Genomic DNA, 13,787 nt, shown 5'->3' with positions numbered 1-13,787 from the left:
AAATGCGGGGGCTTTTTTATCCCTGCAGGGTGGACGCTTCGCCTGCACGGTGCTAAATTCGGCCCTGCGACGCTTCTCCGTCGTCCTCTGCATGCCGTCGCCGACGCACTTCAGCCTCTTAAAGCACAACGAACCTGTTCGTTTCCTGCTGCGCGGCTTCTCAAGCTAATCGCTTTCTTCATCCCTTCTGACTCTTTCTATGAATCTGACCGAACTTAAGCAAAAGCCCATCACCGAACTGCTGGAAATGGCCGAACAGATGGGCATCGACAACATGGCCCGTTCGCGCAAGCAGGACGTGATCTTCTCTCTGCTGAAAAAGCACGCGAAAAGCGGTGAGGAAATCTCCGGTGATGGCGTGCTGGAGATCCTGCAAGACGGCTTCGGCTTCTTGCGCTCCGCGGATTCATCCTATCTCGCCGGCCCGGATGACATCTATGTCTCGCCGAGCCAGATCCGCCGCTTCAACCTGCGTACCGGCGACACCATCGTCGGCAAGATCCGCCCGCCGAAAGAAGGCGAGCGCTACTTCGCGCTGCTCAAGGTCGACACGATCAATTTCGATCGCCCGGAAAACGCGAAGAACAAAATTCTGTTCGAGAACCTGACTCCGCTGTTCGCCAACAAGCGACTCACGATGGAAGCCGGTAACGGCTCCACGGAAGACCTCACCGGCCGGGTGATCGACCTCTGTGCGCCGATCGGCAAGGGCCAGCGCGGTCTGATCGTCGCACCGCCGAAAGCGGGCAAGACGATCATGCTGCAGAACATTGCGAGCAACATCACCCGCAACAACCCCGAATGCCACCTGATCGTTCTGCTGATCGACGAGCGCCCGGAAGAGGTGACCGAGATGCAGCGCACCGTGCGCGGCGAAGTGGTCGCCTCTACCTTCGACGAGCCACCGACCCGCCACGTGCAGGTCGCTGAGATGGTGATCGAGAAGGCCAAGCGCCTGGTCGAGCACAAGAAGGACGTGGTCATCCTGCTGGATTCCATTACCCGTCTGGCCCGTGCCTATAACACTGTGATTCCTAGCTCCGGCAAGGTACTGACCGGTGGTGTCGATGCCCATGCCCTGGAGAAGCCCAAGCGTTTCTTCGGCGCCGCGCGAAACATCGAGGAAGGCGGCAGTCTGACCATTATCGCCACCGCCCTGGTGGAAACCGGCTCGAAGATGGATGAGGTGATCTACGAGGAGTTCAAGGGCACCGGTAACCTCGAGTTGCAGCTTGATCGTCGTATCGCCGAGAAGCGGGTATTCCCGGCGATCAACATCAACCGCTCCGGCACCCGTCGTGAAGAGCTGCTGACCAGCGAGGAAGAGCTGCAGCGCATCTGGATTCTGCGCAAGCTGCTGCATCCGATGGACGAAAGCGCTGCCATCGAGTTTCTGCTCGACAAGCTCAAGGACACCAAGACCAACGAAGAATTCTTCATGTCCATGAAGCGAAAGTGATCGACAGACGGCAAGCCGCCCGGGCTGAAGGCTGAAGGCAGGACGGTGCGTGGCTTTTCGTCCAGCCTCCAGCCTTCAGCGCTTTATCGAGAAGCCTGATGAAATATTCCGACCTGCGCGATTTTATTCGTGCCCTTGAGCGGCGCGGCGAGCTAAAGCGTATTGCCGTTCCCGTGTCCCCCGTGCTGGAAATGACCGAGATATGCGATCGAACCCTGCGCAAGCAGGGGCCGGCGCTGCTCTTCGAGAATCCGACCGGCTTCGATATGCCGGTTCTCGGAAATCTCTTCGGCACACCCAAGCGCGTTGCCCTGGGCATGGGGGCGGAGGAAGTGTCCGAGCTACGTGAGATCGGCAAGCTCTTGGCTTTTCTCAAGGAGCCGGAGCCGCCAAAAGGGCTGAAGGATGCCTGGAGCAAGCTACCGATCTACAAAAAGGTCATCAGCATGGCGCCCAAGGTGCTCAAGGATGCGCCCTGTCAGGAGCTGGTCATCGAAGGTGACGATGTCGACCTGTCCACCTTGCCGGTTCAGACCTGCTGGCCAGGCGATGCTGGGCCACTGATCACCTGGGGGCTGACCGTTACCAAGGGCCCTAACAAGGAGCGGCAGAACCTCGGTATCTATCGCCAGCAGGTGATCGGTCGCAACAAGGTGATCATGCGCTGGCTCAGCCATCGAGGCGGTGCGCTGGACTTTCGTGAGTGGTGCGAGAAGTATCCCGACCGACCCTACCCAGTGGCGGTGGCGCTCGGCGCTGATCCGGCCACGATCCTCGGTGCTGTTACACCGGTTCCGGATTCGCTCTCCGAATATGCCTTTGCTGGCTTGTTGCGCGGCAGCCGTACCGAGCTGGTCAAATGCCGGGGCAGCGATCTGCAGGTGCCGGCCGGTGCCGAAATTGTTCTGGAAGGCTGCATTCAGCCTGGCGAGATGGCCGATGAAGGGCCGTACGGTGATCACACCGGCTACTACAACGAAGTCGATCGCTTCCCGGTGTTCACCGTGGAGCGCATCACCCGACGTCGCGACGCGATCTATCACAGCACCTACACCGGTCGGCCGCCAGATGAGCCGGCGATACTGGGTGTCGCGCTCAACGAGGTTTTCGTACCGATCCTGCAGAAGCAGTTTCCGGAAATCACTGATTTCTATCTGCCGCCGGAAGGCTGTTCCTACCGCATGGCGGTGGTGACCATGAAAAAACAGTACCCCGGCCACGCCAAGCGCGTGATGCTGGGTGTATGGAGCTTTCTACGGCAGTTCATGTACACAAAATTCGTCATCGTGACCGACGATGACATCAACGCACGGGATTGGAATGACGTTATCTGGGCCATTACCACGCGCATGGATCCCAAGCGCGATACGGTGCTGATCGAGAACACACCCATCGACTATCTCGACTTCGCCTCACCGGTGTCCGGTCTCGGCAGCAAGATGGGCCTCGATGCCACGCATAAGTGGCCCGGCGAGACTACTCGTGAATGGGGACGCGCCATCGTGCAGGATGAGGCGGTGAAGCGTAGGGTCGACGAACTCTGGGCCGAGCTTGGCATCGACTGATGACAGCCGCGCATTTACTCAGGTTTTGAATTGATGAAAGTAACCCTGCAACCCTCCGGGGCAGTGCTCGACGTCGAGCGGGGTGAGTTGATCCTCGACGCCGCGCGCCGGTTGGGCTACGACTGCCCGCAAGCATGCCGCAACGGTAATTGCCTGATATGCGCTGCCCTGCTGGTTGATGGCCGGGTGCGTCAGCGTGGTGAAAGCCATGATCATGGCGAAATTTTCGCCTGCCTGGCTGAGCCAGAGGAAAATTGCGTGCTGCTGTGGGATGGTGTGCTTGCGCCGGGGGAGTTACCGGTGCGCACGCTCAGCTGCCAGCTCGTCAGCTGTGAAGACGTGGGAGGCGACGTGTTTCGCCTGCTGCTCCGTGCGCCGGCCGGAAAACTGCCGCGCTACCACGCTGGGCAGTACTTGTTGATCGAGCGGGAGGATGGTGAATACAGCGCCTTTTCGCTGGCGTCGGCGCCAGGGCGCGGGCGTGAGTTGGAGCTCCATGTGCTGGCGCGTGAATCGTCAGCGATCGACCTGCTGCAGCAAATCAGGCGCACCGGGACGGCCCGCGTGCAGATGCCGTTCGGTGATACCCACCTCGCCGAACTGCCAGAGGGACCGTTGGTGCTGATTGCTGCAGGCACCGGGATGGCGCAGATGCACAGTTTGATCGAGCATTGCCGAGCCGAGGGCTTCGCTTATCCGGTGCATCTGTACTGGGGGGTGCGGCGCCCGGAAGACTTCTATCAGTTGCCGCATTGGCAGGAATGGCAACAGATGCCCAATCTGTTTCTGCATCAGATTGTCAGTGACGTTTGTGAGTGGGCTGGGCGGTGCGGCATGTTGCACCAGGCTGTCTGCGCGGACTTCACCGATCTGCAGCCGGTTCATGTCTACGCCAGCGGCTCCCCCGCGATGGTCTACGGCACGCTGGATGCGCTGGTAGAGGCCGGGATGGATGCGAAGCAGATGCGTGCAGACGTTTTCGCCTACGCACCACGGGACCGTTAGGACCGAGCGTTCGCCCTGTCCTGCAGGTCAGTGAGTCAGTGACAGAGCCGCGCGGTTTACAGCGTTTCTGCGCCTGAGTAGAGGCCCGGTTCAGCGCGCTTGGCGCTGTTGAAGCAGCAGGTTGTTGTAGCCACTCGCCGATAGCGCCTTCTGGGCCTGACCCAGTTTTTCCCGGTCGGCAAACGGCCCGACCAACACCCGGTACCAGTCCTCGTCACGCACGCTCACATTCTCCACCCGGACATCCTGGCCGAGCAGAATGATCTGCGCCCTGACCTTTTCCGCCTCCGGCTTCTTGCGGAACGAGCCGGCCTGCAAGAAGAACTGGGTCACCGGTGCCTTGGCCACGGTTGGTGGAGGTGGCGGGACCTGGCCGTTCAGGGCGGCTTCGGCACGCGCCGCATCGATTTTGGCAGCCTCTTCCGGTGTGACCGGCTTGGGCGGTTCCGGCTTTGATGCGTCTGGCGGTAGGATCACTTCCGAATCAGGCAGCAGCGTATAGAAGTCGTACTTCGGCTTGGCTGGCTGGCCCGTGGCGGGAGGCGAACGCTTCGGCAGCTCATTGGACTTGGCTGTGGCCTTGCTGCGCTTGATCTCATCGCCGCCAGGTTCAAGGTTCATCAGGAACACGATGAAGCCACCGGTGACCAGGCCACACAGGAGCCAGACCCAGCCAGGTACCGGCTTCTTGGCGGGCGCCTGGTAGCGGCTCGCGCCACGTTTCGGGGCGGGTTTTTTCCTGGCTGCCACTTACATCCGCTCCAGCGTTTCCAGGCCAAGCAGGGCAAGGCCTTGTTTCAGCGTCTTGCCGGTCAGGGCGGCCAGGCGCAGACGACTCTGTTTTACAGCTTCGTGCTCGGCCGTGAGGATGGGGCAGTGCTCGTAGAAGCTGGAGAACAGCCCCGCCAGATCATAGAGATAGCTGCACAGCAAGTGGGGGACACCCTTCTCGCCCACAGCGTTAAGCACTTCGGCAAACTGAGCAAGCTTCGCACCTAACGCCTGCTCTTGTTCGGCCTCCAGACTTATCTCCCCGGTCAATTCGTCCATGCTGGTTCCCAGCTTGCGAAACACGCTGGCCACTCGGGTATAGGCATAGAGCAGGTAAGGGGCGGTGTTGCCCTCGAAGCTGAGCATTTGCTCAAAGTTGAAGCTGTAATCGCTGGCGCGATGCTTGGACAGGTCTGCATATTTCACTGCGCCGATGCCCACAGCGTGGGCGATTTGCCGCAGCTCTCCTTCGTCAAGATCGGGGTTTTTTCCCTTAACCAGGCTGTAGGCGCGTTGTTCGGCTTCGTCAAGCAGATCGACCAACTTCACCGTGCCCCCGTCACGGGTCTTGAAGGGGCGACCGTCAGCGCCGTTCATGGTGCCGAAACCCATGTGCTCGAGCTGCATGTCGCTGCGGACGAAGCCGGCGCGTCGAGCCACCTCGAAGGTCATTTGGAAATGCAGCGCCTGGCGCTGATCGACAAAATACAGCGCGCGATCGGCCTTTAGCTGCTGACTGCGGTAGCGCATGGAGGCCAGGTCAGTGGTGGCGTAGAGATAGCCGCCACCGGCTTTCTGCACAATCACCGGGAGCGGGTTGCCTTCGGCGTTCCTGAATTCATCGAGAAAGACGCATTGGGCTCCGTTGCTCTCACTCAGCAGCCCTTTGGCCCTGAGCGAGGCGACTATGTCGGCAAGTTCGGCGTTGTAGGCACTTTCGCCTTTTACATCGTCCGGGGTGAGCTTGACGTTGAGGCGGTCGTAGACTTCTTGCGCATGGCTGAGTGAGAGTTCGTTGAATTGCTTCCACAGCCGCAGGCATTCGGCATCGCCTGCTTGCAGCTCCACGACTAGCTTGCGCGCGCGTTCGGCAAACTCTGCCGATTCGTCGAACCGTTGCTTCGCTGCGCGGTAGAAGCCTTCCAGGTCTGCCAGCTCCGGTGAGTCGAACCCTTTCGGTTGTTCCTTCACGTAAGCCAGCAGCATGCCGAACTGGGTGCCCCAATCGCCCACATGGTTCTGCCGGATAACCTCGTCACCGAGGAATTCGAGCACGCGCGCCACGGCGTCGCCGATGATGGTCGAGCGCAGATGACCGACGTGCATTTCCTTCGCCAGGTTCGGTGAGGAGAGGTCGACCACAACGCGCTGCTTGGAGCCCTTTTTGCTGACGCTGAGATGAGGGTCGGCGAGGGCGGCGTCCAGCCGCTGCGCCAGCGCAGCGCTGTTCTGGAAGAAATTGAGAAAGCCCGGGCCGGCGATCTCAACCTTGCTGACGCCGGGGTCTGCTGGCAATGCTTCGATGAGCTTTTGCGCCAGCTCGCGCGGCTTCATCCCGGCGGGCTTGGCCAGCATCATCGCGACGTTGCTGGCAAAGTCGCCGTGGGTCTTGTCGCGGGTGTACTCCACCTGAATAGTCGGGTTCGACCCCTCCGGCAGCACGCCGTCAGCGGTGAGACGGGCCAGGGCTTGCTGGATCAGATGGCGGATGCTGTCTTTCATGATGTGCTCGGTCGGCCGAAGGCTTTGGTCGAAAACTGGGCATTATCGGTGCCTCGAGGCCGAACCTTCAAGGCTTAAGGCGCTTAGTTGCGCTGGAGTCTGTGCGACAGGCCGACTTCAGAACAGGTCGATCGGGTCAACATCCAACGACCAGCGGACGGTGCGGCTAGCCGGCAGTGCCTCTACCTGCGGCATCCAGGCGCTCATCAGGTTATGCAGTGGTGCGCGGGCGTTGGCTTGTAGCAGCAGCTGCGCACGAAACCGCCCGGCTCGTCGCTCCATCGGAGCGGGCACCGGCCCCAGCAGCTCGACACCCGTCAGGCCGAGTTGCGCTATCAGCTGTTCGGCCTGAATACAGGCTTGATCGAGGAAATCTTCGGCCTGGCCGGGTTTCACTGCCTCGGCCCGCAACAGCGCAAGATGGCTGAAAGGTGGCAAGCCGGCCGCGCGACGCTCGCTCAGCGCCTGTTCAGCGAAGGCGAAGTAGCCCTGCTCGGACAGCTGAACCAGCAGCGGGTGGTCCGCCAAGTGGGTCTGGATGATCACTTTGCCGGGCTCCTCGGCCCGCCCGGCGCGGCCGGCTACCTGTACGATCAGCTGAGCCATGCGTTCGCTGGCGCGGAAATCGGCCGAGAACAAGCCACCGTCCGCATCTAGAATGGCGACCAAGGTCACGCGCGGGAAGTGGTGGCCTTTCGCGAGCATCTGAGTGCCCACCAGCACGCATGGCTCGCCGCGGTTGATGGTGGCCAGCAGCTGCTCCATCGAGCCTTTGCGCGAGGTGCTGTCACGATCGATGCGCAGCACCGGGTAGTCGGGAAAGAGCGTTGCGAGTCGCTCCTCCGCTCGCTCGGTGCCCGCGCCTACGGGCCTCAGGTCGAGCTTGTTGCAGTCTGGACAGCTATGCGGCGGGCGTTCGGCATGGCCGCAGTGGTGGCAGCGCAGCTCGTTGTGCCGCTGATGCAGCGTCATCCTGGCGTCACAGCGAGGGCACTGGCCGATCCATCCGCAATCGTGGCACAGCAGCGAGGGGGCGAAGCCGCGCCGGTTGAGGAACACCAGCACCTGCTGTCCGGCGGCAAGTGTCTGCGCCATGGCCTGCTGCAACGGGCCGGAAATGCCGGAATCGAGCGGGCGGCTCTTTATGTCCAGGCGCAGCAAGCGTGGCGCTTGTGCCCCTCCGGCACGCTCGGTCAGCTTCAATAGTCCGTAGCGCCCGCTGTAGGCGTTGTGCAGACTTTCCAGCGACGGTGTCGCCGACCCCAACAAAATCGGGACGTTCTCTTGGCGCGCTCTGACCACGGCGAGGTCGCGCGCGTGATAGCGCAGGCCTTCCTGCTGTTTATAAGAGGCATCGTGCTCTTCATCGAGAATGATCAACCCCGGGTTTTTCATCGGGGTGAACAACGCTGAGCGGGTACCGATGATGATGTCGGCCTCACCGTCCCGCGCCGCAAGCCAGGCACCCAGACGTTCGCGGTCGTTGACATTGGAGTGGAGCAGGGCGATGCGGGCATTGAAGCGTTTTTCGAAGCGCGCCAGGGTCTGTGGCCCGAGGTTGATCTCGGGAATCAACACCAGAGCCTGCTTGCCAGCCTCCAACACCTGATGGATCAGTTGCAGGTAAACCTCGGTCTTGCCGCTCCCGGTGACGCCGGCGAGCAGGTATGCCTGAAAGCCATCCAGGCCTGCACGAATGGCTTCAAAGGCGGCGCGTTGCTGCTGGTTCAGCGGTAGTTCCGCCTGCAGCAGCCAGCTGCCCTGGTGCCGCGGAGTCTGCTGGCAGCGCCGGGTCTCGACGCGCAGCAGGCCTTTCTGCAACAGCAGATCGAGGCTGTCCTTGCTCAGCTGCAGCTGCGAAAGCAGGGCATGCGCCATGCCGTGAGGATGCTGAGCGATGGTCTTCAATGCTTCGCGTTGGCGTGGCGCCCGGCTCAGTCTCGGGTCTTCGGGCCGCGCGCCGTTGACCACATGCCAGAAACGTTCCTGTCTCGCCTCGGCGGGTTCGCCCTGGCGCAGCAGGACTGGCAGCGCCCAGCTGAGCGTGTCGCCGAGGCTGTGCTGGTAATACTGGGCAGTCCACAGGCATAGCTTGAACAGCGGCGACGGTAGGGGAGGTCGCGCATCGAGCAATTCCAGAGCCGGTTTGAGCTTCGCCTCGGGGACTTCGCTGTGACTGACGACCTCTACCAATATCCCGATGACCTCGCGTCGGCCAAACGGCACGCGCAGGCGCATACCAGGCTGCAGCCCGGCGTTTGAGACGCCAGCAGGCGGGAGGTAGTCGAAGAGTCTGCGCAATGGCGAGGGCAGCGCGAGGCGGAGTATGGATCGGGGCACGCGAAAGTCCTTGGCGGCGAATGCCGATCTTAAACGATCCGGCGGGGTAGCAGGCTGGCCTGTAGTCTCGGGCTGTGGGGTGCGCGATATCTGGCCGATCAGCAGCCCTTGCATCGCTTCCTTGCTCTGTTATCATTCGCGTCCTTCCGTGCGGTACTCGACATAGGGTCGGGTGGCGGCACAAGTCCTAGAGGATTTTTCCATGAAAGCCGATATCCATCCTAATTACGTAGAAATCGACGCCACTTGCAGCTGCGGCAACGTCATCAAGACTCGCTCTACGCTGGCCAAGAACCTGAGCATCGACGTTTGCTCTGAGTGCCATCCGTTCTACACCGGCAAGCAGAAAGTGCTGGATACCGGCGGCCGTATCGACCGCTTCAAGCAGCGCTTTGGTGTGTTTGGCGCCAAGTAACAAGCTGTCGCCGCTCCGGGAATCCGATGGGATTCTCCGAGCACCTGAAAAAGGCGTCCCTGATGGGCGCCTTTTTCGCTTTCTAGCTTCTTCAGCTTGCAGGCTGCCGCGCTTTGCCCGGCCAGCGAGTCGCGCGCGTGGAGACCAACCGGGGAGGTGTCTGGTTGGAACTGGGTGGTTCGCTTGTGGTGCAGATCACTCCTCAGGTCGTTGCCGCTTTCGATGATGCGCTGAGGGGCCTGTCTGGGAAGGATGTCGAGGCCAGGGGTGGGTCATCGATCGAAAGAGTCGTGGTGATCGGTCGCGGCGGGCGCGTTGGCTGTTGAGGCTAGGCCACCCATCGATGCGCATGCCTTTGTCCTGAAGCCGTCGCCACAGTCGTACGGCCAGGCCTTGACAGCCAGGTTTTCCGTTCCCTTGTGACGGCGCTCGGTCTTGGCGTATCCTCGACCACCTGTCTGTCCCAGTACAATAAGCGGAACTGCCCCCATGACTGACCTGAAAACTGCCGCTCTCGACTACCATTCCCAACCCCGTCCGGGAAAGTTGAGCGTCGAGCTGACCAAGCCCACGTCCACCGCTCGCGATCTTTCGCTGGCCTACAGTCCTGGTGTGGCGGAGCCGGTCCGGGAGATTGCCCGAGATCCGGAGTTGGCTTATCGATACACCGGCAAAGGCAATCTGGTTGCGGTGATTTCCGATGGCACCGCGATTCTTGGTCTTGGCAACCTTGGGCCATTGGCATCCAAGCCGGTTATGGAAGGCAAGGGTGTGCTGTTCAAGCGATTCGCCGGGGTCGATGTGTTTGATATCGAAGTCGATGCGGAGAGTCCGCAGGCCTTTATCGATACGGTCAAGCGTATCTCCATCACCTTTGGCGGGATCAATCTGGAAGACATCAAGGCGCCTGAATGCTTCGAAATCGAACGGACCTTGATCGAACAATGCGACATTCCCGTGTTTCATGACGATCAGCACGGCACGGCTATCGTCGCTGCAGCGGGCATGCTCAATGCGCTGGAAATTGCCGGCAAGACGTTGCAACAGGCCAAGATCGTCTGCCTCGGCGCCGGCGCCGCTGCAACCTCCTGCATGAAGTTGCTGGTTAGCATGGGCGCGAAAATCGAGAACATCTCCATGATCGATCGCAAGGGTGTTATCCATGCGGGTCGTGACGATCTAAACCAGTACAAGGCAGTGTTTGCACATGAGACCGACAAGCGCACCCTGGATGACGCGCTAGACGGTGCCGACGTCTTCGTGGGCCTGTCTGGCGCCAATCTGCTGAGTGCCGAAGGTCTCAAGCGTATGGCGGCCAATCCGGTGGTATTTGCCTGCTCCAACCCGGACCCTGAGATCAGTCCGGAGCTGGCGCACGCGACGCGCTCCGATGTAATCATGGCGACCGGCCGTTCGGATTATCCGAATCAGGTCAACAACGTGCTGGGCTTCCCGTTCATTTTCCGCGGTGCGCTGGACGTCCGGGCCAAGCGCATCAACGAGGAAATGAAGATAGCCGCCGCGCTGGCGCTGCGTGACCTTGCCAAGCTGCCGGTGCCGGCCGAGGTGGCGGCCGCCTATGGCGTTGAGAGTCTGGAGTTCGGTCGGGAGTACATCATTCCGAAGCCGATGGATCCGCGCCTGCTCGCGCTGGTTTCCGATGCGGTCGCCAAGGCTGCCATTGAAAGCGGCGTGGCGACCCTGCCCTACCCCTCGAACTACCCGCTTAAGTCTGTCGATGACGTATTCGGTGGTTGATTGGTCGTATGGCTCCGCTTTGACGGGGCTGTAGTTAGAAAAACCGGCCAAATGGCCGGTTTCTTACCATCGAAATCCCGCAGACACCTGGCGGAGCACGGCTACGCGCTCACGTCGTACTCGACTTTAGAAAAGATCCATAGGTGCCGTTTCGCTGGCCGGTAGCGGACTGCCGGGGATGGTTGCGCCTGGCATCAGCTCATCGTTCATGCCTGGCGGTGAGTCCTCGTTTCGGAATATTTCGAAATAGGCATCTGGTGTTCCTGGTGCCGCTGCGCGGCCACTGTCAGGGTCGATGCGCAGGGTCAGGATGCCTTCAGGTTCAGCCGGGGCATGTTCAGGTTTGCCCTCCAGCACAGCGCTCATGTATTTCATCCAGATGGGCAGGGCCACCGTGCCGCCGTACTCACGGCGACCCAAGCTCTGAGGCTGATCGAACCCGGTCCAGACGGTGGTGACGATGTCGGCGTTATAGCCCGAGAACCAGCTGTCTTTTGATTCGTTGGTGGTCCCGGTCTTTCCCGCGATATCGCCACGGCCCATCGCCAAGGCTTTTCGGCCCGTGCCTCGTTTGATGACGTCTTGCAGCATGCTGGTCATGATGTACGCGGTCCGATCATCAATGATCTGCTCGGCGTACCTGGGGGGGCGGCGGGGCAGCTCTGAGCTATTGTCGGCAATGAACGAGTCGTTCTGTGCGTAGGAAATGGCCGTCGCCTCGGTCGCGGCTCCAGAGGTTGGACCTGCGGTGTTGCGTTCTGGCACGCGCACAGGGTCTGCGCTGAATATCACCTTCCCGTCCCTGTCTTCGATCCGCTCTATCAGATAGGGCTCTATCTTGTAGCCGCCATTGGCAAATACTGTCCAGCCGGTAGCGATTTCCATGGGTGTCAAGGTTGCTGTACCAAGCGCAAGCGACAAGTTCGCGGGCAGGTCTTCGGGCTTGAATCCAAAACGTGTGATGTAGTTGATGGTCTGCGGGATGCCGAGCGTTTGCAGCAGGCGAATCGACACCAGGTTGCGTGACTTGTACAGTGCCTCTCGCAAGCGGATCGGGCCGAGGAAGGTGTTGTTGTCATTCTTGGGTCGCCAAGCGCGGTCCAGGCCTTCTTCAACGAACACGATGGGGGCGTCGTTAACAAGCGTGGCAGGGGTGAACCCTGCATCCAGTGCGGCGCTATAAACGAAGGGTTTGAAGCTTGAGCCGGGCTGGCGCTTGGCCTGAATGGCGCGGTTGTAATTGCTTTGCCCAAAGGAAAACCCTCCGGTCAGCGCTTCGATGGATCCGTCAAGCGGATCGAGAGATACCAGTGCGCCCTGCGCCTGGGGTATCTGGCCGAATAGCGCTTCACCTTCGACAATGCGGATCCGAATGACATCTCCCGGTTTGACCACGTCGGACGGTGCCTTGGGTTGTGGCCCCAGGCTGTTGGTATTAATGAATGGGCGGGCCCACTTCATGCTGTCCCAGGCGATGCTGTGTTGGCTGCCGTCTCGAAGTCGCGCCTGGACGGACTCTTTTGAGATGCGAGTTACGACTGCCGGCTGCATCCCGGACTGGCTGCGATAGTCACCGAGCTGTCTCAGCCAGTCTGCTTCATCCGTGCCAGCCAGGTGAGCTTCCGGGCCACGATAGCCGTGGCGCTGGTCGTATTCGATCAGTCCCTGGGCAAGGGCTTGGTTGGCAGCGACCTGACGTTCGCTGCTGACGGTGGTATAGACGCGGAATCCGTCAGTGTATGCAGCGCTGCCGAAGCGGCCGACCATTTCGGCGCGTGCCATTTCGGCAATGTAAGGTGCGTCAAGTTCGGGCGAGGAGCCGTGATAAGACGCATCGACGAGTTCCGCCAATGCTTGGTGATAACGGGGCTCGTCTATTTTTCCGAGCCGGTACATTCGCCCGAGAATCCAGTCCCGTCGCTCCTTGGCGCGTTCCTTGTTGGCGAGCGGATTGAAGGCTGAAGGTGCCTTGGGCAGGCCGGCTATCATGGCCATCTGCGCCAAGCTCAGCTCGCTGATTGATTTGCCGTAGTACACCTGTGCTGCAGCTTCTATTCCATAGGCGCGGTTGCCCAGGTAGATCTTGTTGACGTACAGCTCGAGGATTTCATCCTTGCTCAGTTCTCGTTCAATCTGCAGAGCGAGGAGGATTTCATTGATCTTGCGCGAAAAGCTGCGCTCGCTGGTCAGGAAGTAATTCTTCGCCACCTGCATGGTGATGGTGCTGCCGCCGGTCTGAATATGGCCGGTTTTCAATAATTGCGTGGCAGCGCGCATCAGGCTGGAAATATCGACGCCATAATGATTGGCGAAGTTATCGTCTTCTGCCGACAGCAAAGCGGCGATGAAGTCCTTGGGTATTTCATCGAAGCTGATAGGGGAGCGGCGCATTTCGCCATATTCGGCGATCAGCTTGCCATCGTGGCTGTAGACCCGCAGCGGAATCTGCAGCTGTATGCTGCGTAGCGAGTCGACAGACGGCAGGTTGGGGCTGAGGTAGAGAAACGCGCCGCTGAGACTGAGCAAAAGACCGCAGAAAATAGCCAAGCACGACCATAGGAAAAACTTCAGAAAACGCATCGGGGTTGTTGAATCCAGGATGGGAACGAGGTGTGTGCCGCAGACGCTGCTGAAAGGAAAAACCGTTCACATTATAAGCGGTTTTTCCGCAAGGGAGCCATTTGCGCTTCTGTCAAGGCTGTTATCTAATGCCGACATCCATGATTAATCCATAAGTAGCGGATAAAGATAG

Annotated in this window: 9 protein-coding genes; 5 read left to right on the top strand and 4 right to left on the bottom strand. The window is 60.3% G+C overall.

Annotation, left to right across the window (positions count from 1 at the left end; all coding sequences use genetic code 11):
- Nucleotides 1-199 precede the first annotated feature (199 nt).
- The 3 genes from rho to NA637_RS12670 all read left to right on the top strand — a co-directional run bounded on the left by rho (nucleotide 200) and on the right by NA637_RS12670 (nucleotide 4,029).
- On the top strand, nucleotides 200-1,459 hold the full coding sequence (gene rho / locus NA637_RS12680) for a transcription termination factor Rho (protein ID WP_045430829.1): 1,260 nt from the start codon (nucleotides 200-202) through the stop codon (nucleotides 1,457-1,459).
- A 98-nt stretch (nucleotides 1,460-1,557) separates the two neighbouring features.
- Complete coding sequence (gene ubiD, locus NA637_RS12675; RefSeq protein WP_256072606.1) at nucleotides 1,558-3,024, top strand: 4-hydroxy-3-polyprenylbenzoate decarboxylase; 1,467 nt, start codon at nucleotides 1,558-1,560, stop codon at nucleotides 3,022-3,024.
- A gap of 33 nt (nucleotides 3,025-3,057) precedes the next feature.
- Complete coding sequence (locus NA637_RS12670) at nucleotides 3,058-4,029, top strand: CDP-6-deoxy-delta-3,4-glucoseen reductase (RefSeq protein ID WP_256072605.1); 972 nt, start codon at nucleotides 3,058-3,060, stop codon at nucleotides 4,027-4,029.
- Nucleotides 4,030-4,119: 90 nt separating this feature from the next.
- On the opposite strand, the gene NA637_RS12665 is transcribed toward NA637_RS12670, so the two are convergent.
- From NA637_RS12665 to NA637_RS12655, 3 genes are all read right to left on the bottom strand, one after another.
- Nucleotides 4,120-4,779, bottom strand: coding sequence for an SPOR domain-containing protein (locus NA637_RS12665; protein ID WP_256072604.1), 660 nt, complete (start codon nucleotides 4,777-4,779; stop codon nucleotides 4,120-4,122).
- Nucleotides 4,780-6,522 (bottom strand): arginine--tRNA ligase, encoded by a 1,743-nt coding sequence (gene argS / locus NA637_RS12660; RefSeq protein WP_256072599.1) that lies wholly within the window; start codon nucleotides 6,520-6,522, stop codon nucleotides 4,780-4,782.
- A gap of 117 nt (nucleotides 6,523-6,639) precedes the next feature.
- Nucleotides 6,640-8,862: a primosomal protein N' gene (locus NA637_RS12655; RefSeq protein ID WP_256072598.1), complete on the bottom strand. Its 2,223-nt coding sequence runs from the start codon at nucleotides 8,860-8,862 to the stop codon at nucleotides 6,640-6,642.
- 202 nt (nucleotides 8,863-9,064) lie between these two features.
- On the opposite strand from NA637_RS12655, the gene rpmE reads away from it, so the two are divergent.
- The gene (rpmE, locus tag NA637_RS12650) at nucleotides 9,065-9,277 is read left to right on the top strand and encodes a 50S ribosomal protein L31 (RefSeq protein WP_019341291.1); all 213 of its coding nucleotides are present in this window, start codon (nucleotides 9,065-9,067) and stop codon (nucleotides 9,275-9,277) included.
- A gap of 489 nt (nucleotides 9,278-9,766) precedes the next feature.
- Nucleotides 9,767-11,035, top strand: coding sequence for a malic enzyme-like NAD(P)-binding protein (locus tag NA637_RS12645; RefSeq protein WP_256072597.1), 1,269 nt, complete (start codon nucleotides 9,767-9,769; stop codon nucleotides 11,033-11,035).
- Between the two features lie 126 nt (nucleotides 11,036-11,161).
- On the opposite strand, the gene NA637_RS12640 is transcribed toward NA637_RS12645, so the two are convergent.
- Nucleotides 11,162-13,615: a penicillin-binding protein 1A gene (locus NA637_RS12640; RefSeq protein ID WP_256072595.1), complete on the bottom strand. Its 2,454-nt coding sequence runs from the start codon at nucleotides 13,613-13,615 to the stop codon at nucleotides 11,162-11,164.
- Between the last annotated feature and the right edge of the window lie 172 nt (nucleotides 13,616-13,787).

This window comes from Stutzerimonas stutzeri (assembly GCF_024448935.1).
In the GTDB taxonomy this organism is placed as follows: domain Bacteria; phylum Pseudomonadota; class Gammaproteobacteria; order Pseudomonadales; family Pseudomonadaceae; genus Stutzerimonas; species Stutzerimonas stutzeri_AO.
The sequence above is the reverse complement of the archived record's forward strand: the minus strand, read 5'-3'. Positions and strand labels throughout refer to the sequence as shown.